Below are 23,653 nucleotides of genomic sequence, written 5' to 3' on the forward strand. Positions count from 1 at the left end.
GCGGGCGGGCGATGCGGAATCCGTCTACAGCAGTCCGTATCAGTCCTTCAGGTGGCGTGCGATGACTTTTTTCTGAATCTCGGAGGTCCCCTCGTAGATGGTCGTGATCTTGGCGTCGCGGTAGTAGCGCTCGACGTCGAAGTCCTTGGTGTATCCGTAGCCGCCGTGGACCTGGACGGCCTCGCTGGCCACGTCGACGGCCGTCTCGCTGGCGAAGTACTTGGCCATGCTCGCTGATTTGGGGTGGACGTCATCCTCGTTTTTGCGCGCGGCATCGCGCGTGAGCAGACGCGCGGCCTGCACGTCCGTCTGCATGTCCGCGAGTTTCTGCGCGATGGCCTGGTGTTCGATGATCGGCTTGTCGAACTGCTCGCGCTCGTTGGCGTATTCGACGGCGTCGTCTAGCGCGGCCTGGGCCACACCGACGGCCTGACTGGCGATAGCGATTCGACCCCCGGTCAGGATAGAGAACGCAGCCTTGAGGCCGTCGCCAACCTCAGTCAGGCGGTTCTCGGCGGGAATGCGCACGTCGTCGAAGAGGAGCGTCGTCGTGTCACTGGCGCGAAGCCCGAGTTTGTCCTCTTTTTTGCCGATTTCCAGGCCATCGACGTCTTTGGGAACGAGGAACTGCGTGACCGTGTTCGGGTCGTCACGGTCGGTTTTGGCGAAGAGGATTACGACGCCCGACCGCTTCCCGTTGGTAATCCACTGTTTCTTGCCGTTGATGACGTACTCGTCGCCCTCCTTGCGGGCCTCGGTCGTCATCTCGGCTGGGTTAGATCCGGCGTCGGGCTCCGAGAGCGCGAACGCGCCGACGGGCCGGCCGTCGACCATCTCCGAGAGCCACTCGTCCTGCTGCTCCTCGCTCCCGAACTGCCGAATACACGACGTTGCGAGGCCGTGGACCGACAGGGCCGTCGCGACGGCCAGATGTCCACGAGCCAGCTCCTCGTTGACGATACTGTAGGTGACTTCGTTGGCGTCGAAACCGCCGTACTCTTCGGGAACTGTCAGCCCCGTCAGGTCGAGGTCGGCCAGTCCGTCCCAGATCTCCTCGGGAAACTCCTGGGCCTCGTCGGCTTCGGAGACGTTCTCACTGACTTCGTTTTCGACGAACTCCCGAACCGTCTCTTGGATCATTTGCTGCTCGCTGGTAAGCTCCATCACACCTACGTTCTGACCGCGGGGTCCTAAAGAATACGATGTGTCTGTCGATTACCCGGCAGATCTACTACGTTTAACCATGACATTCGGGAGAAGTAGCAAGAGGTTTGTTCCGTGGCTTCAGTACTCCGAACGACATGGCCCTCGTAGAGCCCGTCGAGACGGCAGTCGAGTGTATCGAAGATGGAGACACCGTGGGGGTTGGCGGCTTCGTTGCCGTCGGCATTCCGGAGTACGTGCTGGAAGCGCTCGGTGACCGGTACGCTGAATCGGGTGAGCCCGGTGACCTCACACTGTTTCACCCGGCGGCAGAAGGTGATCGCCAGGGCAGTGGCATCTCCCATCTCGTTCGAGACGGTATGCTTGAGCGGGTACTCGGTAGCCACTGGGGCTTTGTCCCGGACTTGATCGAGAAAATCGTCGCAGGTGATGTCGAGGCGTACAACCTCCCCTTCGGTGCGATGGACCACCTGCTGCGCGACACCGCCGCGGGCAAACCGGGGACGATCACAACCGTCGGCCTGCGAACCTTCGTCGACCCACGTCAAGAGGGGGCCAAAGCGAACGACGTGACCACCGAGGACATCGTCGAAGTCGTGAGCCTTGACGGTGAAGAGTACTTGTTCTACCACGCCCAACCTCTCGATGTCGCTCTCATCCGCGCAACGACCGCCGACGAGAACGGCAATCTCACGATGGAGCGCGAGGCACTCACGTCGAACATGCTGGCGACCGCACAGGCCGCTCATAACTCGGGTGGAACCGTCATCGCGCAGGTCGAACGCGTCACGGAGGCAGGGTCACTGAGCGCACGAGACATCGACGTTCCGGGTGTCGTCGTCGACACGGTCGTCGAAGCGCCGGACTCCCATCACATGCAGACATACGGCGAGGAGTACAGCGGTGCATTTAGCGGTGAGATCAGAGTCCCGCAGGACGACACCGCCACTGACACGGCACTGACCGAGCGACGGATCATCGCTCGCCGAGCTGCGATGGAACTGGTTCCCGATGCTGTGGTGAACCTCGGTGTCGGCGTCCCGGAGACCATTCCGGTCGTTGCAAACGAAGGCAACATCAGCGAGGAGATCATTCAGACTGTCGAGGCCGGTCCTATCGGCGGCTCACCGTCTGGCGGGATCAGTTTCGGGACGGCTGTCAACCACGAGGCACTGGTCACCTCGCCGGAACAATTCGACTTCTACGATGGCGGTGGCCTCGACATCGGCTACCTCGGCATGGCTCAGGTCGATGCCGATGGCAACATCAACGTCAGCCGCTTCGGGTCTCAGCTCCCAGGGTGTGGTGGGTTCATCAACATCACCCAGAACGCCGAAAAGGTCGTTTTCTGCGGGACGCTCACCACTGGCGGGATGGAAATCGACGCGGGCGATGGGACCCTCGACATCGTCTCCGGAGGCGGCGATACGAAGTTCGTCGACGAGGTCGAGCAGATCACGTTCAGCGGCGACTACGCGGTCGAGACCGACCAGCCGATCGTCTACGTCACCGAGCGGGCCGTTTTCGAACTCTCCGACTCGGGCCTCGTGCTGACCGAGGTCGCCCCGGGCGTCGACGTGGAGACCGAGGTCGTCGACAGGATGGCGTTCGACCCTCTCGTCGCTGACGACCTCGATACGATGAACCCGGCGTTGTTCCGCGAAGAGCCGATGGACCTGACCGAGTACGTCACCTAATCAGGCGTAGTCCAGATTCACCTGGACCACGTTCGCGGAGCGCCGAACGACATCCGCGATTGCTTCTTGCCGCTGTTCGTCGATCCGACTGCGCGGCCCGCACACACAGAGCGACGCCTGTACGTTGTCTTCCTTATCCAACACCGGCGCGGCGATACACACCATTCCAGCGATCCGTTCGCCATCGTCAACAGCGTAGCCCTGTTCACGGATGGTTTCGAGTTGCTCGAAAAGCGTGTCGCGGTTCGTGATCGTCTGATTCGTTACCGCAACGAGCCCGTGTTCGTCCAGGATTTCGTCGACACGCTCTCTCGGGAGGTACGCCAGTATCGCTTTGCCCGGCGCAGTCGCGTGTAACGGCATCCTGGCACCGGGGTACGCAAAGAGGCTCACGGCATCCGATCCTTCCTGAATCGCAATGAGGACTCCCTGCCCTCCCTCCTCGATCATCAGCGTGACGTGTTCCTTGGTTTCCTGAGCCACTGTCTCGAGTTCGTCTTGGGCCGCTGTGAACACGTCCAGTCGGTGTCGCTGGCGTTGTCCGACTTCGAGAAAGCGTGTGGATGTCCGATACACGTTCTCCGTTTTCGTCACGAATCCCGTCGTGACCAACGCCTGCAAATAGTCGTGAGTCGTGCTCACAGGCATGTCCAACTCTTCGGCGACCGTGGACCCTCGGAGGCCACCCTTTTCGGCCAATACGTCGACGATCTCGAAGGCCCGATCCACCGTCCGGCGTGAACCACTGGTCATGGTAGGTAAGGTATTTCGACGATAGTTGAAAGGTATTTCGAACTGTTCGGAAATCTGCGTGTTCGCTCGGAGGTGAGACCGCTGATGACGACCTGACAGACCGCCAGGGACGCACGTGGCACGAGTTCAGTATCTCCGTATCACGGCTAGAGAACTGGCCTTCAAGCACTATTGAGATTCGAACTGTGACTGAACGATCGACGAGAGCTGATTGGAACCATCCGAACATCCCGGACCAGTAGTGAGAGCCGATAGTCGGTTGAGAGCCGTCTGTAGCGTCGTCACGAAGCACAATGGGTCGATTCAACGGTTCGGAACGAGAGCAACGACAGTTGCCTCCAGGGCAAACGAACTGTCAGTTGACGTCGATGAAACCACCGTCCTGTGTGGATAACAATACTATCTTTGTTATATAGAGGGGCCGTCTCATGGACTTCATCTCATAGTCTGACTTGTCCCGACCTGGATCGTCTCCCCTCCCGCAGTTGGTGATTGCAACGACGATCCTGAGACACAGTGCAACGAACATTTGTGAAAACTTCCAGAACCGACCGAATATGATCACGATGGAATGGATCGCTGTTCCTGGTGGGGCCAACGCAGTACAGCACCAGTTATGTACTGGATCTGTGCTACAGTACGATCAGAACTCCTCGGATCGCGTATCCATGTTGATATTGACTTCGATGACGTCGGCAGTGTTCATCACCTTTTTCGGGAGTTCTTCCTCGAATCGTTCCCCCTGCATGCGACTTTTGGGCCCGGATAAACTGATTGCGCCGAGCACATTCCCATCGGGTCCGTCGATCGCTGCACCGACAGCACGGAGTCCGTCAACTTCTTCCTCGATGTTGTATGCGTACCCGCGTTCGTTTACTTCTGCCAACTCCTCGAACAGTTTCTCCTTGTCCGTTATCGTATTTCCAGTCCGTTTGCGGAGTCCGTGTTGGTCGACGATTTCTTCAACGCGTTCGTCAGGGAGACGGTCGAGTATCGCTTTCCCCGCAGCCAGATGGTGAAGGTTGATGGGTTTTCGCTCCATCTGGTCGGGATAATTGCTGCCGATAGCCTTCTCGCCACGTCGTAGATAGAGAACGATACCGAGACCGTGGCGTTCAGTTATCAACTGTGCATATTCGCCTGTTTCTTCAACAATCTTGTCGAGTTCTTGCTTCCCGAACTGATATAGTATTCTCTCCTGACGAACGTGTTCTCCAATGAGGATGAATCGAGGACTGAGGTCGTACTCTTCACCATTCTTTATGACGAAATCGTTCTCCCTGAGTGTCGCGAGGTGATTGTAGACCCCCCCCTTCGAGAGCTCGAGGTGATCCGCCATCTTGGTGACGGTCGCGCCGTTGAGACTTTTCAGTGCATTGATGACGTTCAGTGTGGTCGTGGATGTCCGTAACGTCCGGGGCGAATCGGTGTTGGCCGAATTTTCTGGCATACACAGTCTACAAACCGCAACGACATATCATTTGTGGACTGCAAACACACACCATCTCTCTGTCCCAGTTGGAAATGACATTCGCATAAAAAATGCCAACTTAAAATCCGAACCCAGAATAGAGTGCGGTAACTTCTCACATCCTTGCCTAATATGATCACGCATTACGACGAGTCCGGGAAACGCTGTTTGCAGTGTGCAAACCCCGCTGTGTACTTGAATGATTCTGGCACTTCCGGAGACAGTACTCGAGATCAGTCGTGGCCGGAAGTACGACTGGTAATGGTGGATTTCCATCGTTCAAGTATCGGCAGTTGACGCTGAGCGAAAGAACAACGCCAAGTGGCAATCTGACTGCGATGCAGCCGGACCCCCTGCTAGCGGCGCAATAGCGTGATCGTATCGGTACGGTCTCTTCGTAGTGTAACTAGGTATGGAATATCTGTACTAACTTCTGGTACTCATCTGGGGTCTCTGGGTATTTAACCAGAAATATGCGTATTAGCAGCTGTACAGACGAGCTGGCGTCCATTGGGCCCATCGCACGAGCACGTGGCCGTCGACCGGATTACCTGCCAAGTGGTGTTTGCGAGGCGTGAACCTGGAAAACCGACTGCACTGTGATACGGATTCCTGTCGAACAGTACCGGATTGACCGCAAGACGGCGTGCGGTCGTCTCGGGACCCAGCGATAGCAATCCGCCTGCGTCATCTAGGTAATACTTTCATCGGGAGAGTCTGGCCGTCATGAACTACGCCGAAACAACTAACACCACCTATACGTATCTCATATGTTGTGTGATGCCAAATATTCGAATCCTCAGCACTGGAGGTACAATAGCGAGTACCGACGGTACTGAGGGTGCAAGGCCGGAGAAGGACGGAGCAGAAATTCTCGGAGATGCAGCAGAAGCAAGAGAGTACGCATCCATTAGCGTCGAGGAAGTTGCACAAATACCGAGCTTCGACATGGGTTTTGAGACGATGGCCACCATCGTTCGGAGCGCGCATGCAGCCGTTAAAGACGGTATCGACGGCGTAGTCGTGACTCATGGTACTGACACCATGGAGGAGTCAGCATTCTATGCGGATCAGACGTCTACAACCGCCGTTCCGATCGTGTTTACTGGGGCACAGCGGCGTCCCGACGAGCCGAGCCCGGACGGACCAGCGAATCTCATCGGCGCTGTCCGTGCTGCAGCCCACGACCGGATACAGGCTGCGGGCGGTACGTACATCGCGTTCGACGATCAGCTTCACGAGGCAGATGCTGCCACGAAAGCACACACCAGTCGGGTCGGTGCGTTCAACTCGCCTGGTTCAGGGCCAATCGCTTCGCTCGATCGTGACCGTATCCGGTTCCACCACGAACCAGACTCGACGGAGCAGAAGTTCGACCCGGTCGTTCCGACTTCGTCAGTACGGGTCATACCGAGTGGTGTAAACGTGCCCAGCGACCCGATCGATGAGGCAATAGAGGTCGGTGTGGATGGACTCGTCGTTCAGGGAACGGGCCTTGGCAACACGACAGACGCTCTCGGGCACGGGATCGCCAATGCGATCGACCACGGAATACCGGTCGTTGTCGGGTCGCGCTGTCCCGGTGGAGCGACAATGCCCGTATACGGTGGCGATGGTGGCGGCGAAACACTCAGAGAGTATGGGGTCGGATTCGCCGACAACCTGCCCGTACAGAAAGCACGGATCAAACTCGCACTCGCACTCTCGACAACCGACGAGCCCCTCGAATGGTTTAGGAGATAGTAAACGCCGTCTGAACTGGGACAGTCCGCCACAGTTGCTAACTGCAGCAGCGCGATACTGTCGAATCGTTGGTTCGTCTGTCCACGTTTTCAATCACCACTACTATTAAAAAATCAACAAAAGAATAAAGTTCTATTGAGATACCTACCTGACATGGGTTTTCAACCCCCCTCAGAAGAACAACTTGCCAAACTTGGTGCGGAACTGTCCCTGCATCTCGACGATCAGGAAATCACCGACCACGTGGAACTGATAACGGACGCTCTCAGTTCCTACGAGACGGTCGCGACGTATGAGGACGACACGGCCGAATCGATGGCCCAGGACCGTGATGGGGGAGAGCGCGTCGTAGCGAACGACCCCTACAACGCCTGGATCACACGCTGTAATATTTCAGAGTGTAACGACGGGCGACTAGCCGGGTGGGACATCGCAGTCAAAGACAATATCGGAGTCGGTGGTGTCGAAATGACCTGTGGCTCCAACGTTGTCGAGGGATACGTCCCCGAGACTGATGCGACACTGGTTTCGCGGCTCCTTTCGGCGGGTGCCACGATCGTTGGAAAAACCAATCTCGACGACATGGCGTTTAGCGGGAACGGTCACTCTAGTGCCTTCGGTCCGACGCTGAACCCACATGCCCCCGAGCATCTGTCTGGGGGCTCCAGCGGTGGAAGCGCGATAGCGGTCGCCAGAGAGGAAGTCAGGGTCGCTATCGGAAGCGACCAGGGGGGGAGTATCCGTGCTCCGGCATCTTGGACTGGCGTCGTCGGTCATAAGCCAACCCATGGACTCGTCCCGTACACTGGGTGTGTCGGAATCGATAACACTGTGGACCATGCGGGACCGATAGGGAGAGATGTCGAAACCGTTGCCGAGACGTTGACGGTACTCGCTGGGAGCGACTCCCGTGATCCACGGCAACCGAACACTGTCCCAACACGCGATTACGCGTCAGAACTCGATGGGAACGTCGAGGAACTCGACATTGCGGTGCTCGAGGAGGGATTCGACCAGCCCGAATGCGATCCAGCAGTGAACGATCGGGTAAGGGCGACACTGGACCAACTCGAGGACCTGGGAGCAACTGTTGAGAACGTCTCACTCCCGATCCACGACGACGCTGCGGACATCTATTCGGTGTCGCTCGCGGAAGGGTTCCTGGCAGCGTTCCGCGGAGAGGGCCTTGGCCACAACTGGAAAGGATGGTACAACACCGACTGGGCACGAGAGTTCGGCCGTCTTCGCCGTGAGAAAGGGGGACAGTTCCCACCGACAGTTAAGTTCACACTCCTTCTCGGGGCGTATGCGAGTGACGAGTACTGTTCCGCGTACTATGCGAAGGCGATGAACCTCCGGAACGAGCTAACCGAAGCGTACGATGGGATTCTGGAAGGGTACGACCTCATCGCGATGCCCACGACACCGATGACTGCCCACGAGTGGAAACCGGATCAGGATACGATCGAGTTCATCGGAGACGCCTGGACGAACCTGGCGAACACGAGTGCGTTCAACATGACTGGCCATCCATCGGTCAGCGTTCCCGCGGGATCAGTCGGTGACCTCCCAGCCGGCTTAATGCTCACTGGTCGAGCATTCGACGATGCAACCGTACTAAACGCAGCTCACGCAGTTGAAGGTCGGTGACGACGTAACGTCGCATTTGGAGTGTCCACGCCATCAGCTGTTCCTGTACTGTGTTTCGACTCTCCTTATTTACCAACGGTCAACTGTATCTTCGCCGAGTCTCGTACTGGCCACTCGGGGTCCGTGGTTTCCCCCGTAGCGTGACTAGACCGTGTCTGGTTTGGGAACCATATTGTATGAGACTAGTATGATTATTCAGGGAAAATCGAGTGCTTGGCCACTTCGACCCGATACCTGTTAACTATGGACAGTTCTAAACCGCCTCATAGACTCGAACTGACGGACCTTCCGGCAACATTATCCCTAGACAGTGAATCTTTATATCAATACTGTGTCTTGGCGACGTAGTCGCATGAGTGATACTTACATCAATCGGCGTCGTGTGCTGCAAGCAACTGGTGGCTTGACTGTAACTGGACTTGCTGGATGCCTTGGAGCCAGCGGTAGTGAGACCCTCACGATCGGAGCAAACCTTCCACTGAGCGAAGGATGGGAGCCGTACGGAAACACGCAGGTACGAGCCGCGGAGATCGCTATTTCGGAGATTAACGATAACGGTGGACTCGACGGAAAGGACGTCGAGCTCGTTGTCGAAGACAATCAGGTTGACCCGCAAACGTCTCGGGATATGGCGGATCGACTCGTCTCGAACGAGGGTGCCAATGTCCTCATGGGTCCGATTAGTAGCGCTAACCGAGTCGCGGTTTCATCAGCGTTGGAACGCTTGCAGGTTCCGTCGTTGTACGCGAGCCAGTACGAAGGGCCTGCGGCAGATGATTACTGCAGTGAATGGATGTTTCAACTAGGAGACATTCCATCGCAGAAGATAGAGCCGTTCGTTCCGTGGCTGATCGAGGAACACGGGGACTCATTCTATCTCCTCGGGGATGACTACAGCTGGCCAAAGCAAACGAATGAGGCAGTCAAGCAGGCAGTCGATGACGGCGGTGGAGAGATCATCGGAGAGGAATACGTCTCACTGGACACGACCGATTTCAGCTCGATTATTCCCCGAATCGAACAGGAAGATCCCGACGTGCTGTTCATGACTATCACTGGTGGCGGTCCAGCGGCAATGCAGAGCCAGATGCAAGAACAGGGGATTCGTGACCAGTTTGCGCAGGTTGGCCTCGCACACGGACAAGGCGTTCTCCAGGGTGCATCACCCGAAGCGACTGAGGGTGTCTACTCCTGCCATGCGTATTTGGAAGGCATCGAAAACGATTCGAACACCGAATTCATCAGCAAGTACCGTGACAAACACGGGGACGATGCGCTTGTCAACTATTTCACTGGCCCAGCATACAACGCTATCAAACTCCTCGAGGACGCTGTCGATCGATCCGGCGGGAGTTCACCTGAGGATATCAAACAGGGACTCCAAGGTGCTTCTACAAACTCGATTATGGGTGAAACGATAATCGAGTCGGACAATCAGATGACTGTAGGGACGTTCCTCGGGCAGGTAAATAGCGACCAGAAGTACGACATCGTCAAGAGCTTCGATCCCGTGTCACCGACCGGTGACTGCGACGACATCTAACACAGAACCATGGCTGAAATAGCAATAACACTCCTCCTGAATGCCCTGAGTGCGGCGTTAGCGCTATCGCTCGTCGCACTCGGGCTGGCGATTATTTTTGGATTTATGGGGGTTATCAACCTAGCACATGGAGCGTTCCTCACCGTTGGTGCGTACGTAGTGTGGATGGTACCGGCAAAACTGGGACTCAGTTTCTGGGTCGGACTCGTCCTCGCACCGATCATCGTTGGTCTAATCGGGGCGCTCATCGAACGGTTCGTCATCAGATATCTCTATGATCGGCTGCTTGATACGATTCTGGCAACATGGGGTATCTCGCTGGCACTCGTTGAACTCGTCAAGTTAGCCTTCGGTACGACGAGCAAATCAGTTAGCAACCCGCTCCGCGGTAGTGTGGATCTGGGCGTTACCGTGTATCCGACATACCGCTTGTTCCTTATTGGCTTCTGTCTCGCGATCCTGGTTGCAGTATTTGCGTTCTTCAAATCGACCGATATCGGTGTCCGACTTCGCGCAGTGATTCAGGACCCGGATGCGGCGAGCTTACAGGGATTGAACAAAACACGCATGTATCAGTATTCGTTTGCCAGTGGGGCCGCCCTTGCAGGGCTTGGTGGTGCGGCAATCGCACCGATTACCACCGTTGACCCCACGATGGGAGTAACGTATCTGCTCGAATCGTTCTTTGCAGTTATTCTCGGCGGAACAGGTGCGCTAATCGCCGTCGTACCCGGGAGCCTCATCGTTGCAGGGTCGACGAACGTTATGACGTTCATCATCTCTCCCGTTCTGGCACAGACGATCGTCTTCGTCTTTGTCATTGTTGCGATGATCATCCGTCCACAGGGAATTGTTCCGGAGGCATGGCATGAGTAATAACAACAGGAATCTCGCGATCGGACCGGTTGAGCTCTCAGTAGCTGACGGGTCGATGCAGTTATCGATTGGACGGCTACAAACTGATGCCAAGAAGCTACTTCTCGGTACCAGTTTACTCGTATTACTCGCTGCCCCAGCGATCTTCACTGGGTACTTTATCGGGCTACTGGCAGTCGCATTTTTGTATGCGATATTCGCTATCTCGGTCGATCTCGTCTGGGGCTACGCCGGCATTCTTACGTTCGGTCACGCGGCGTTCTTTGGGCTCGGTGCGTATCTCATGGGAGTGATCACAACCGAACTGTCCCTGCCGAGTATTGGACTACTTGGTCTCCTTATCGCATTTCTCGGTCCGGCTCTGGTTGGGCTAGTCGTCGCGGGTGTGTTGTTCTCCCGCGGAATCAGTGAGGAGTATTTCACCATCATTACGTTGGCCCTGGCCATCGTTGCAAGCCAGGCAGCACTCATTTTGAGTGATATTACTGGTGGATCGAACGGGTTGACAGGTATTCCTCTACTCGGGATCGAGATACCCGGCATTATGACGTATCGCCTCCCGTACGAACTGTTCTATTTCGTGGCGCTCGTTGCGCTGGTTGGTGTGTACCTCGTTGGAAAACGCATCGTTCAGTCACCGTTCGGTACCACACTGGCCGGAATTAACGAGAACGAAACCAAAGTTTCGTCACTGGGATACGATCCTGTAAAATACAAAACGCTCGTGTTCGGTCTGTCGACCGGAATAGCTGGCTTTGCAGGGGCACTCTATGCGGCGTACTCCGGGTTTATCTCCCCACCTCTCCTGGGCTTCGCCCTCTCGACCGAAGTGCTCATCTGGGTACTGGTCGGTGGACGTGGCACACTAATCGGTCCGGTTATCGGGGCGACCGCTCTGTACCTGGCCGAGAATATGTTCAGTGGGCTGTTTCTGAACACGTGGGTTCTGGGACTTGGACTGCTTCTCGTTGCTATCGTGCTGGTATTCCCGGCAGGAGTTGTCGGCGTGTTCAGTCTCGCCGAACAGAAGCTGAACCGGTACTTGGAGGAAACATGACAGACGTCTCACCACCGAAACCGCCGATACGTGTCTGTACCGATAGAACGGCAGAATCAGATGGAGGTGCAGTACTATGACGACAGCAGAAACCGCTTCAGAGGGAACGAACACGGCTGAATCCGCTGAACCTGTGTTGTTACGGACGGAAAACTTGACACGGCAATTCGGATCGCTGGTTGCCGTCAACGACGTGAATCTCTCGATCCCGCGAGGAGAGTTCCACTCGATCATCGGGCCAAATGGCGCAGGGAAAACGACACTGTTCAATATGCTTGCGGGAACGTTACCCGAAAGTGAGGGACGGGTCGTGTTCGATGGTGATGAGATAACGGGATTGAAAGACTACGAACGCGTTCAACGGGGCATCAGTCGGGCGTTCCAGACCCCCCAACTGTTCCCGGGGCTAACAGTGCTCGAGAACCTCCGGTTAGCCGTCCAGGCTCAGAACCAGTCGTTCAACCCGCTGAAGAAGACGGATCCAGCGCACGAACGCAGGGCCCATGAGGTCCTTGAGCAGATCAAATTCGACGCTGACCCGGGGCAGGCAACCGAGAACCTCTCTCACGGGAACAAAAAGAAACTGGAGCTCCTGATGTCCCTTAGTGTCGACCCTGACCTGCTGCTCCTCGACGAACCGACGAGCGGTGTCTCTCATGCGGATTCCGAATCACTCATGGAGTTCATCTCGAAAACGAGTCGAGAACGGACGGTGCTCCTGATCGAACACAACGTCGACCTCGTGCTCGAATACTCCGACCGAATAACGGTGTTGAACAGAGGCGAGGTAATCTCGCAGGGAACGCCGTCGTATATCACTGATGACGAAACCGTGCAAGACGCGTACATGGGGTCATACTGATGGTGTTACTCGAACTCTCAGACGTCCACGCGGGGTACGGGGGCGGGAACGTCATCAACGGGGTCTCGCTCACGATCGAAGAGGGCACTGTCGTCTCTCTGTTGGGACGAAACGGTGTTGGGAAGACGACGACACTTCGGTCGATCGTCGGCGTCATCAGCCCGGACAGAGGGACAGTCTCGTTCGATTCACTGGATATCTCGGGCTTCGAGCCACACGAGACCTACAAACAAGGAATCAGCCTTGTGCCTGAAGATCGAGGCATCTTCCCAGATCTGACGGTTAGCGAAAACCTCCGGGTTCCACTCGTCGACACTGACGATGAGCGGTCTATCGCCGAAATCTACGGGTATTTCCCCAAACTAGAGGAACTGCAGGACTCGAAGGGCAGGAATTTAAGCGGTGGTGAACAGCAAATGCTGGCAATCGGGCGCGCGCTTCGACAGAACCCACGACTGTTGCTCCTCGACGAACCAAGCGAAGGGCTTGCGCCACAAATTATCGAGGACGTTGGCAGGGCGATCGAAACGATTGCCGAGGAGGGAATGACCATACTCGTTGTCGAGCAGAATACGAAGTTCGCACTCGATATCTCCTCGCACGCATATATCATGGCTGACGGGCAGATCGTAATGGACGGTTCAACGAATGAATTGCGCGACGACGAGGAGAGACTCGAAAAGTATCTTGGCGTCCACGAGACGTAATCGATTGCTGCATTTGGGTTCCGCCTCCGTTCTCGGTACCTGTGGATTCACCACGTCTCCTCACTAGCGGGGGTACTGATCGGACCACGGTCGCCGACGCTCGAAGGCGGCACTGGCAGCGATAACATCGTGGTCAGCATGGCGGCGACCGGCAATCTGCATCCCAACCGGAAGACCATCGACAAACCCGGCCGGGATCGATGCGGCGGGGTGTCCCGTAAAGTTGTACGGCTGTGTGAGCACCCAGCCACGGAGCGGGTCGATATCAACGCCATCTATCTCCGAGGGTTCCTCTCCATGTGGAAACGCCGTCGTTCCAACCGTTGCCGAGACGACGATATCGTACTCTTCAAAGCAATCCTGCAGGTCGTCGAGCACTGTCGTTCGTACGTGGTTGGCGTGTCTCTGCTCCTGTGGCGTTGGTTCGTCGGCGTTCATTACGAGGTCCACGAGATACGGGCGGAGACGGTCGCGGTCCGCACCGCGTGGTTCGAAGCCCCGCTCTTCCAGTCGACTGAACAATGCCTGCCATCGGGCGGTCACCATCGTGTAGTAGGCGTCGAGTATCTCTTCGGCGTCGTGCGTGAAACCGGGATCCACTGCATCGACAAGTGCGCCTGCTCGGTCGAGAGCCGAGATCGCATCGTCAAGTGTCTCCCGTACGGGGGTTTCGACGGGATAGATACCCAGGTCTGGACTGTACGCTATCTTCATCTCGTCGATGTGACGGTCGACGCCGTCACGATAGTTGTTCTGAGCGGGGATAGAGAACGGATCTCGTGAGTGTTGGCCCGCCATCACGTCGAGCGTCAGCGCGGCGTCTTCGACGGTTCGAGCCATCGGTCCGATGTGTGCAAAGGGTGTGTGGTTGGAGAACGCGTCCGGTCGGTCAACGTTTGGAACCACGCCAAACGTTGGCTTGAGTCCGTAGACACCACAGAAACTCGCCGGAACACGGATCGAACCGCCAACATCCGAACCCGGCGCAACCGGTACCAGTGAATCGCCAAGCGCTGCTGCGGCACCACCCGAGGACCCACCAGAGACACGGTCGGGATCGAACGGGGTGCCAGCTGGACCGACAATTCGATTGTCCGTGGTCGTTCCAAGACCAAATTCGGGCGTATTGGTCTTTCCAACGATGATCGCTCCTGCCGCTTTCAATCGAGACACGTACGGAGCGTCCTCGTCAGCGATGTCGTCCTCAAACAGGAGCGAACCGGACGTGGTACGGACCCCGGCAACATCGTGGAGGTCTTTGATCGCGACTGGCACCCCATGGAGTGGGCCGAGCGTTTCCCCGTCCTCAACGGCCCGTTCAGCCTCTCTGGCTGTTTTACGCGCCAACTCCTCGGTGACCGTGACGAAGCCGTTCGTCCGATCGTTTCGTTCGGTAATGCGGTCGAGATGGGCTTCAACGACAGCGACCGGAGAGACGCTCCCGTCGCGAGTCCGTCTCGCGATTCCGGCAGCAGTCATGTGTGTCAGAGACATCGATGGTGAGTTCTCGAAGCAGATATATAATAGTATCACCCACCAAGCATCGCATCCGTTCGAGCACAGAGACTCATACTCTTGGCTATACTCACGTGAACGGATTCGGCACGACGAGGTGTCGAAACCGTTCACGAAGCCGTAATCAACAGTTTCGGTATCTACGACAACTATCCCTGGAGCGACCGTGAGCACTGTCGTTCCGGGACACTGCTGTTATTGTCGGGAAATTAATACACCGGGCGAAACTCGGAGCACATCTCGCCCCTCCGGCTTGCAGTCGACGGACTGATCGTGTGCACGTATGAACTGCCCTCTCGATATACGCCACTTCAAAAAATCCACGCTCGAACCGACTATCTGATCGCGTTCAAAGCCAGGAAGGTCTCGAGGAACTAGATTGCCCATAGTCATAAGTAGGCCGTGAACAATTAACACGATGATGGACGGAACAGATAAATCTTCGCAGCCGGAGGACCAGTGCCATTGTAGACGAACCCGTATTCGCCCCGACGGTGGGGTGGAGTCGGGAGCCGAGCGGGCGACGGGTGGGGACGACCCATCTCACTCAGATCTCACTGTCGAGCTCGACGTTCACCAACTCCTCGGGCTCTTGCCGATGGTTGCGTTCCTGATCGCAGACGACCACACCGTCGTCGGGTACAATGACTCCTTGTGTCGCCAACTCGATCTCGAACCCGGCCACGATGACTTCATCGGACAGGACTGTCGCGAATCCATTGCATCGGCTACCTACTCCGATAACCGACGTCACCGGACGCTCGTCGACAAGGTTCTCGAATCGGACGGCCCACCCGAAGACGAGTGGGATATCGAACGCGCCGACGACGAGTTTCCGTTTTCTCCTCACAAGCTGTGGAGTGACAGCAGTACGATGAAAACCGGTGACGGCCGGGAAAAGGAGATTTCGTTCGTTGCCATTCCACTCTACGATGACGACGGCGAGATGGCATACATCCTCGAACTTACCGAAGACAATACGGACGTCGTCCGCCGACAGGACGGAGTAAACGAACTAGTGACCAAGGTGACCTCGACGCTCGATGACATCGGTGACGGGAACCTCTCGGCACGAGCGGAGTCGGTCGAATCCGAATACCTCGAGAACGATCTGCTCCGATTGACAGACGATATCAATGGGATGGCTGACAAGTTCCAGACCCTCGTCGACCGGGTCGGCAATCAGGCCGGGGATATCACGACCCTCATGGACGAAACCATGGATGCCGTTGACGACATCGACGAGACGACTACTAACCAGCTCAAATCCCTTGACGATGTGGCCAATGAACTCTCCTCATATTCCGCGACGATGGAAGAAGTTGCTGCCTCCTCCGGGCAGGTCGCAACTGCAGCCAACGATGCACTCGAGGCAACTGATCGGGGTGTCGATGCCGGTGTAGATGCACAGGACTCCGTCGAAGGAGTCCAGCAGGCCAGTGACGAACTCGTCTCGAATATCTCGTCGCTCGAAGACGAAATCGACCAGATAACCGATGTCGTCGACGTGATTGCAGATATCGCTGACAAGACGAACATCCTCGCTCTCAATGCGCAAATTCAGGCAGCCCAGACAGACGCAACCAGCGGGGGCGGTTCGAACGCCAGTAGCGGCTTCAGCGTCGTCGCAAACGAGGTCAAAATCCTTGCAAACGAGACGAGCGAGCACGCTGCCGAAATCAAAGAACGGATGCAACGGATTCAGCGCAAAAGCAACGAAACGGTCGCTTCTGCGAACAAATCCCAGGATCGGATCGCAGATGCGGATGAACAAATCGAAAAGGCGCTGCAGGCACTCAGAGAAATCGAAGGCCTCGTCGGTGAGGCAGCAACCGGTATCACGGAAGTATCACAGGCGAATGATAACCAGGCTGCAAGCATCGAAGAGATCACTGCAACCGTCGACTCCGCGATCGACGACACCAACTCGGTTGTTACGAGTGTCGAAACGATTATCGAACGGGCGAGAGACAGCGAAGAGGCAGCGACCGATCTTGCGGAACTGGTTGAAGAAATATCATGATAACCACAAGGTTAACCAAGAATCTAGCCGTCTACTCCCTGACCACTAGTGCACATCCAGTGTCATCTATTTCAGTCAACCAATAAACAAACGTCGGCCTCAGTACTCCGTGTGACTCGAGAGAAGACGATAATAGTACCGTTTAGATCCAGATATTACTTTCTAGGTCCAATATTCACCCATATGGTATGGTATTAGAAAATAATAAATCAAATATTGGAATCATATGAAAAGACGCTCTACTCGAGATTTAAAAGCGTAATTATGGGGCTAAATAACAGCTATACGGATACAGTATTGTGGGCATAGTCTTATACTCATGTTATAAAAGGTAAAAGCAAAGCAGAGAACGATCGTATGTCAGTGTCGATGTGTATCTCCGAAAAATATGAGGGCGTTTCATCGAAATACTCATACGGATTGGTGAAGCGATTCACCGATAGGATCGGTCTAGTGCTGAACCTCCGCGGCCGGCGTTCGAGTGCCGTGATAGCGTACCCGATAGAGGTCCCCAGTTGCGAGGGAACGTCCACCTCCCGGTCACTGAACGTGTCCGGCTCGTCCGCAACGACGGTGAGCACACCGTGTGTGATACTATTGTAGAGGAGTGGCACTGCACAGACCGATCCCGCACCGTTGCGAAGCAACGTCCGTTGCCAGGCGCTCCGACGGCCACCGCCGACGAGGTCGTTCCGAACCGACGACGGTGTCGGACTCGAACCCGAACACACGCTCGAACGCCCCGTTGACCCCCGTCTGATCGGATCGTGCTCGTCGAATTCGACTCTGAGAACTGGGTCCGGATTGTTCTCGAACAGGACCGATCGCTGGTCGCGTTCGGCCTCAAGATGCTTTTGCCGGTCTCGACGTTCCGTCACATCGGTTGTCCATCCAACGTGTGAGTACGCGTTGTCCTCTTCGAGGAGGGGATATCCCGTCCAGTCGAACCATCGCGTCTGGCCGTCCGGCCGCTCGAACCGGGACTCGAACTCGTCTCTATCGTCGGCAGCACCCGACTGTATATCGTCGATCATCGCACTCACGTCGTCGATGTACCCTTCCGGTCTTCGGGGTGGATGTGTTCGACGAACGTATTCGGGTCGTACAACTCTTCGACCGAGATTCCGGTCAACTCCTCGGAGACTGGATTGAGGTATTCGGGTTCGACCTCGCCTTCAGGGAGGAGCATGACTCCCGCGTTGATGCGTTCGACGATAGTCTGGAAGCGGGTTTCGGCTTCCTTTCGCTCGGAGACATCGCGGCCACTCGCCAGCACACGCTCGGTACCCTGTATCTCGACCACTTTCAGGTGGACTTCGACCAGGAACGTCCTGCCATCTCGTCACTAATTTCCCATCTCGAACAGTTCGGGTTGTCTTTCGCGTGCGCGGGTGATCGATTCTTTCGCTCGTTGGCCGATACGTCGACGATCTCGAACGCCCGATCGACGAGAACTGACCGGAACCATCCGAACATCCCGGACCAGTGAGAGAGCCGATAGTCGGTTGAGAATCGTCTGTAGCGTCGTCACGAAGCACAATGGGTCGATTCAACGGTTCGGACCCGGAGTAACGGCAGTTGTCTCCAGAACACCCGAACTGTCAGAGGACACCGATGAAACGACCAGCGTGATTGAATAACACTGATAACTTTGTTATCTAGAGCCGCTTCAATCTCGGCTAGAGTCAGGACCGACAGCTTTGGCATCGTCGAGGTGGTCCGGGATTGCTGTTCCACGCGATCGACCAAATCATGGCAAACGAAATGCAGAGACGGAAGGTTTCACCGAACTCGGGAGGGGGGTTTCGTGCCGGAAAACTGGCCTGCTGACGCTCCTGGACGGTGCAAACTTCTGCTGACTACTAGTTGAGAGACCCGTCGTGCGGACGTGTGTTCGACGCCACTCCGGAACCCCCGAATTTAATGCTCGATTTCTCCTAGGGTAGGGTAGACGATGGTTACAGAAAACGATGACGAGGGGTCAACCGCGATCGACAGCAAAGTTGCCCGCTTGATCGACGACTACAGCCTCGGCGAGGCGTACGGCGACCGTCTTGAAGCGCTCTGGACGGCCGACGGCAGCGAACGCGAGAGTCTCCGGGCGCTCGCAGACCGATTCAACGAGCGATTGCTCGAAGCCGCGATCACAGATGCCGGGATGTCGACGGTCGACGGCGAAGTCGCCAACATCTACCGATTACTGACCGACGACGACGTGAGCAGTGGCAACCGAATCGAAGCGCGCCGCCGACTCGAACAGCACGACGTCGACGTCGACAAACTCGAGCAGGACTTCGTCACGTACCAAGCGATTCGCTCGTACCTCAAGGAGTACCGGGACGCCCGGTACGAGGGGAAGAATCAGGCAGACCGCAAAGACAGCGTGATCGATACGATCCAGCGACTCAAATCGCGCACGCGGTCCGTGGCGGAACAGAGTCTCGATCAACTTCGCGGGGCTGACCGTATCACACTTGGCGAGTTCCGACTGTTTCTCGATATCAGTGTCCACTGCGAGGAGTGCAATACACAGTACGAGTTCGTCGAATTGATAAAACGGGGTGGATGCGATTGTCAGTCGGAGTAACGCGATTTCAAATCTCTGTCACCCGGGTGTAGTCGTCGGAGAGTGCCTGAGCGTCCTCGGGCAGGAGTGCGACGACGAGGAACTGCACGTAGTCCGAGAAGTACGAGACGAGATCGGCGAGTCGGTCGGAGTCGATGGCCTCCAGCGAGTCCAGTAGCATGACGGGTACCGTTTCGTGAACGTCGTGGACCAGGTAGCCCGCCAGAGCGAAGGTGAGTCCAGTCACCTCGCGTTCGCTTTCCGAGAGGTGCTCGATCGTGTCTTCGTAGGTTGCCCCGGAGTCGGTGGTCCGCACCACATGGAGCTCGAATACCGTCTTCTCGACGTTGCGCCGCCCCTCCTTGACGGTTTTCTCGATGCGCTCGATCCAGATGCGCGCGAGGTTCTCGTAGCCGAGCAACTCGAGCACCTCGTCCATGTGGGTATTGAACTCCTCGACGGCCTGCTGTTCGATACGGTCGATGCGCGTCCGTTGGGCTTCGAGGGCATCGTTGATCTCCTCGCGCTCTGCCCGCAGGTCGTCCTCGTCAGCCAGTCGATCCTCGAACGCCGCGATGCGGTCGGTAACATCGTCGAGATCTGACTCGAGTTGGCCCAGCTCGAACTCTAACTGGTTGGCCTCCTTGTGTAGGTCGAGTATTTCCGAGAAGTCCTCGGATTCCAGAGTTTCGACCTCTTTTTCGACTGTTTCAACCTCCTCGCTGAGTTCGTCGCGCTGCTCTCGGAGGTCGTCGAGTCGCGTTTCGCGCTGTGTGATCTCGCCTTCGAGGTCTGCAATTTCGCCGTCGATCGATTCACGGCGGCGCTGCTCTTTTTCCCGTTCGCGCTTGTCGGCACGTAACTCGTCGAGTTCGTCCTCGATGTCGCGGATCTCGCTCATCTGGTCCTGTCGGACTGTCCGGAGCGTGTCCAGCGTGTCCTCGATACGGTCGGGCTCGACTTCGCTCCCACAGGTCCAACAGACCGTCGTCTCGGATTCCAACAGTTGATCAGTCAGGTCCTCGTAGGGGTCGTCCTCGGCTGCCAGCGCGTCGGTGACGGCCGTGTCCTCCCCTTCGAGCATCTCTTCGTTGAACTGAATGATGTCCTGGAGGTCACTGACTTCCGATTCGAGCGTTAGTTTGCGTTCGCGAAGCCGGGAGATCTCCTGATCGAGCTCTTCGTGGTCACCCATCGGCGTGTCGGGTAATTTCCCGCGTTCCGTTTCGAGGTCCGCTAACTCCCGTTTGAGCGATTCAATGCTCTCTTCTTGCACGTCGATGTCGGATCGAACGGATTCGAGATCGGACCGGAGTTCTCGGAGGTCTTCGAGCCGGGATTCGAGTTCTCGCTTTTCTTCGCGGGTTTCGTCGACATCGGCATCGGCCGACGCAATCTCGTCTTCCTTTGCTGCGAGTTCCTCGCGTTTCGCCTCAATTTCCGTTTCGAGTTCGTGTTTGCGCTCTTCCAGGGATGGGAGCCTCTCTTTGACCGAATCCAGTTCCTCGAGTTCCTCGGTGATTTCGTTGCGCTGGCGTTCTAGCCGGTCGATTTCGGCCTGGATCTCGTTAGTGTCGACGGGCCGCATGATGAGTTCCCTCAGGTCACGCTGCTGTACGACCGCCCGACGGGCTTCGTTCGATTCGAGCAAGAACGCGAAGAGATCAGCGAGTGTGGGGTCGTCGAGGTACGGATCTCCGTTGAACGTAATGGTACCGTTCGTGCGGCGGAGGGTCCGTCGATACGTGTCGCCGTCGATTGTGAGTTCCACGTGGCCCTCGTCGGCATCGCCTTTGAGTGTAACGTCATTACTCCCCATCACCGCCATAATCGACTGCAGAAACGACGTCCGGTTCGTCGCGTTCCGTCCAGACAAGATGGTTACCCCTTGCGGGATATCCACATCCGTCTGCGTAATACCGCCGATATGCTCCGCGTGGATCGTCGCTTCTGGAACCGCGGTATTGGTCTTTGACATAGTCAGAGAGTCCGAACGAACGAATAAATAACTAGCTATTGTGTCATCGACTTTCGCCTGTTGTTCCAAAATAAACTCGGTCTGCGTCACTTGTTTATCGGGTAGGGTTCGAGCATCGAGCCACTCGTAGAAAGAAGTCCCTGTTAAGAACTCCTTCAGGTAGATCGCCATTCGGTTGTGAGCGGCCATGACATCCTCCTGTGCGTCAGCGTCCGAGGTGATCGGTTACTGGGGAAATGTACTGTAATAAACAGGCTATCACTGAAAGCCGTGTTAATCAGTTCGATAGCACCTGACCACCTGTATCCGAGCTATCGAAACCTCACCGATCCCGGAGAACTGACTCGTGCCCTCTCTGTTCACACATCCCGAATACCTTCCAGTTTGAATCCGCAGAACACGCACCAAAATTCAATATGTTCGAACTAATAGCGACCTTCTCATCGTAAACCAACTACCCGATATTCGAATACACGAAATATTAGCCGGTGGTATACTCTATTATGAATTTCATACGGTTCCATATTTCCGATTTACGCGCAAAAGCTGAATTTCGTGAGGTGAGCTCGGGGCGAAATACGGCAAGTTGACTGTCCTTCGCGGTACAATCGCGGTTCGGTTCTTGTAAACTGTTCATCCGGGTTAGTTCGGGTTCACATCGAGGATCTGTCTCACGGTAGCTAATGTCTCTCATGCCCGTGTGGGCTATATATAAGGAGTCATTCGATATATTCGTATCAGAGGGGGCAGAAAATACACGATTCGTGCCCAACTATACGAAAATACTAACAGGAGGTACCCTGTACTATGTTGTCATGGCACTATCCGAACCCGGACGAATGGTGAAATCAGCCCGAAACGCGTTCGAGATCATCGAGTATCTCCACGACCACGGCGGGGCAGATCTGGGCGAGTTAACCGAAGAATTCGACCTTGCAAAGAGTACCATCCACGGATACCTTTCGACGCTGGAATCGCTCGAATACCTCGTGAATGACGGCGCTGGCTACCATTTGAGTCTTAAATTTCTCTACCACGGGACTGCAGCACGCAACTCCGTCCCGATATCCGGGCAGGCCGACGAGATACTCTCCGCACTGGCAGACGAGACTTCCTTAGTCGCCTGGCTCGTCGTCGAGGAGCACGGACGGGCTGTCTATCTCGACCGAGCAGTCGGTGACGAGGTCGTACAGACTTACGGTCGCATTAGCAAGCGAACCGATCTTCATGGCACTGCTGCCGGGAAAGCTATCCTGGCCCATCTCTCCGACGAGATGATTGACACGATCGTGGACAACTATGGGCTTCCCGCACGCACGGAGTACACCATAACCGACGTGGATGAACTCCACGAAGAGCTATCGACGGTTCGACAACGGGGATACGCGACCAGCAAGCACGAGGTCGCGCTGGGCGTCCAATCCGTGGCAGCGCCAGTTCATCACGAGGGTAGGGTGCTTGGTGCTATTAGCGTCTCCGGCACATCGAATCAGATTGACGACCGGTACTTCGAGGAGGACCTCCCGGACGTGATGACGACGGCTGCGGCCGATCTCGCGGACCGGTACGTCGAACATCACGCCTGATGCGTGATGGGTCCGTTTTTGACTCGGAATCACCGCCCCACCGCCAGCTGTGTCGAGTGGGCTCCGACAACTCATTCCGGTGCCGTCGACGAACTGTCGCGACAGCAAGGGTTCCGGTTGCGTCTTTCGGAACGCTCACAGTGGCTCTACAGACCACGAGAGGGGGGAAACGATCGCGATACGGGGAATCGGGGCACCGCCACAACCCTTTTTTCGACCGCAGTATGCCATCATCTATGGTGCGCATTGCGAACCCCGATTCGTGCGCTATCTGTGGAACCGATCTTCCAGACGATCCGAAATGTGTGACGCTCCCGACCAGGTTCACGCTCGCGATGACGCCCCTTGCGGAACCTGGCGTTCAGAAGGTGGCCTTCTGCAGCGAACGCCATCGACAGGACTGGCTCGACGCCAACAGAGGGGAATGGCCAGAGGCGGTCAAAGACGGTACGGCGGGGGATG

Annotated in this window: 18 protein-coding genes; 11 read left to right on the plus strand and 7 right to left on the minus strand. The window is 56.3% G+C overall.

What is annotated here, in order from left to right:
* Positions 1-39 precede the first annotated feature (39 nt).
* The gene (locus tag E2481_RS16725; RefSeq protein WP_136718357.1) at positions 40-1,164 is read right to left on the minus strand and encodes an acyl-CoA dehydrogenase family protein; all 1,125 of its coding nucleotides are present in this window, start codon (positions 1,162-1,164) and stop codon (positions 40-42) included.
* 137 nt (positions 1,165-1,301) lie between these two features.
* Here E2481_RS16725 and E2481_RS16730 point away from each other — a divergent pair, with 137 nt between their 5' ends.
* Positions 1,302-2,861 (plus strand): acyl CoA:acetate/3-ketoacid CoA transferase, encoded by a 1,560-nt coding sequence (locus E2481_RS16730; protein WP_136718306.1) that lies wholly within the window; start codon positions 1,302-1,304, stop codon positions 2,859-2,861.
* Here E2481_RS16730 and E2481_RS16735 read toward each other — a convergent pair whose 3' ends face one another.
* Entirely contained in the window at positions 2,862-3,614 is a 753-nt protein-coding gene (locus tag E2481_RS16735; RefSeq protein ID WP_136718307.1) for an IclR family transcriptional regulator, read from the minus strand.
* 643 nt (positions 3,615-4,257) lie between these two features.
* Positions 4,258-5,064: an IclR family transcriptional regulator gene (locus tag E2481_RS16745; protein WP_136718309.1), complete on the minus strand. Its 807-nt coding sequence runs from the start codon at positions 5,062-5,064 to the stop codon at positions 4,258-4,260.
* Positions 5,065-5,811: 747 nt separating this feature from the next.
* On the opposite strand from E2481_RS16745, the gene E2481_RS16750 reads away from it, so the two are divergent.
* From E2481_RS16750 to E2481_RS16780, 7 genes are all read left to right on the plus strand, one after another.
* On the plus strand, positions 5,812-6,828 hold the full coding sequence (locus E2481_RS16750; protein ID WP_250137860.1) for an asparaginase: 1,017 nt from the start codon (positions 5,812-5,814) through the stop codon (positions 6,826-6,828).
* Between the two features lie 153 nt (positions 6,829-6,981).
* Positions 6,982-8,478 (plus strand): amidase, encoded by a 1,497-nt coding sequence (locus tag E2481_RS16755; RefSeq protein WP_136718310.1) that lies wholly within the window; start codon positions 6,982-6,984, stop codon positions 8,476-8,478.
* Between the two features lie 352 nt (positions 8,479-8,830).
* Positions 8,831-10,021 (plus strand): substrate-binding protein, encoded by a 1,191-nt coding sequence (locus E2481_RS16760; RefSeq protein ID WP_136718311.1) that lies wholly within the window; start codon positions 8,831-8,833, stop codon positions 10,019-10,021.
* A gap of 9 nt (positions 10,022-10,030) precedes the next feature.
* Entirely contained in the window at positions 10,031-10,897 is an 867-nt protein-coding gene (locus tag E2481_RS16765) for a branched-chain amino acid ABC transporter permease (RefSeq protein WP_136718312.1), read from the plus strand.
* Positions 10,890-11,954: a branched-chain amino acid ABC transporter permease gene (locus E2481_RS16770; RefSeq protein ID WP_136718313.1), complete on the plus strand. Its 1,065-nt coding sequence runs from the start codon at positions 10,890-10,892 to the stop codon at positions 11,952-11,954. The genes E2481_RS16765 and E2481_RS16770 overlap by 8 nt, the downstream gene beginning before the upstream one ends.
* A 76-nt stretch (positions 11,955-12,030) precedes the next feature.
* Positions 12,031-12,816: an ABC transporter ATP-binding protein gene (locus E2481_RS16775; protein ID WP_136718314.1), complete on the plus strand. Its 786-nt coding sequence runs from the start codon at positions 12,031-12,033 to the stop codon at positions 12,814-12,816.
* On the plus strand, positions 12,816-13,523 hold the full coding sequence (locus E2481_RS16780) for an ABC transporter ATP-binding protein (RefSeq protein WP_136718315.1): 708 nt from the start codon (positions 12,816-12,818) through the stop codon (positions 13,521-13,523). The genes E2481_RS16775 and E2481_RS16780 overlap by 1 nt, the downstream gene beginning before the upstream one ends.
* A 63-nt stretch (positions 13,524-13,586) precedes the next feature.
* Here E2481_RS16780 and E2481_RS16785 read toward each other — a convergent pair whose 3' ends face one another.
* Positions 13,587-15,017 (minus strand): amidase, encoded by a 1,431-nt coding sequence (locus tag E2481_RS16785; RefSeq protein ID WP_250137861.1) that lies wholly within the window; start codon positions 15,015-15,017, stop codon positions 13,587-13,589.
* A 439-nt stretch (positions 15,018-15,456) separates the two neighbouring features.
* On the opposite strand from E2481_RS16785, the gene E2481_RS16790 reads away from it, so the two are divergent.
* Complete coding sequence (locus tag E2481_RS16790) at positions 15,457-17,061, plus strand: methyl-accepting chemotaxis protein (RefSeq protein ID WP_136718316.1); 1,605 nt, start codon at positions 15,457-15,459, stop codon at positions 17,059-17,061.
* Positions 17,062-17,378: 317 nt separating this feature from the next.
* Here the strand turns inward: E2481_RS16790 and E2481_RS16795 are convergent, their stop codons facing one another.
* Positions 17,379-18,095, minus strand: a complete 717-nt coding sequence (locus E2481_RS16795; protein ID WP_136718317.1) for a hypothetical protein — start codon at positions 18,093-18,095, stop codon at positions 17,379-17,381.
* 5 nt (positions 18,096-18,100) lie between these two features.
* Positions 18,101-18,364, minus strand: a complete 264-nt coding sequence (locus tag E2481_RS16800; RefSeq protein WP_136718318.1) for a PAS domain-containing protein — start codon at positions 18,362-18,364, stop codon at positions 18,101-18,103.
* A 651-nt stretch (positions 18,365-19,015) separates the two neighbouring features.
* Between E2481_RS16800 and rdfA the strand changes: the two genes are divergently transcribed.
* Positions 19,016-19,648 carry a rod-determining factor RdfA gene (gene rdfA, locus E2481_RS16805; protein ID WP_136718319.1) on the plus strand — a complete coding sequence of 211 codons (633 nt, stop codon included), beginning with the start codon at positions 19,016-19,018 and terminating at the stop codon, positions 19,646-19,648.
* Positions 19,649-19,655: 7 nt separating this feature from the next.
* On the opposite strand, the gene E2481_RS16810 is transcribed toward rdfA, so the two are convergent.
* Positions 19,656-21,605 (minus strand): archaea-specific SMC-related protein, encoded by a 1,950-nt coding sequence (locus E2481_RS16810; protein WP_136718320.1) that lies wholly within the window; start codon positions 21,603-21,605, stop codon positions 19,656-19,658.
* A 683-nt stretch (positions 21,606-22,288) separates the two neighbouring features.
* On the opposite strand from E2481_RS16810, the gene E2481_RS16815 reads away from it, so the two are divergent.
* On the plus strand, positions 22,289-23,191 hold the full coding sequence (locus E2481_RS16815; protein ID WP_136718321.1) for an IclR family transcriptional regulator: 903 nt from the start codon (positions 22,289-22,291) through the stop codon (positions 23,189-23,191).
* Positions 23,192-23,653: the final 462 nt, after the last annotated feature.

Source organism: Halorientalis salina (assembly GCF_005049285.1).
In the GTDB taxonomy this organism is placed as follows: Archaea; Halobacteriota; Halobacteria; order Halobacteriales; family Haloarculaceae; genus Halorientalis; species Halorientalis salina.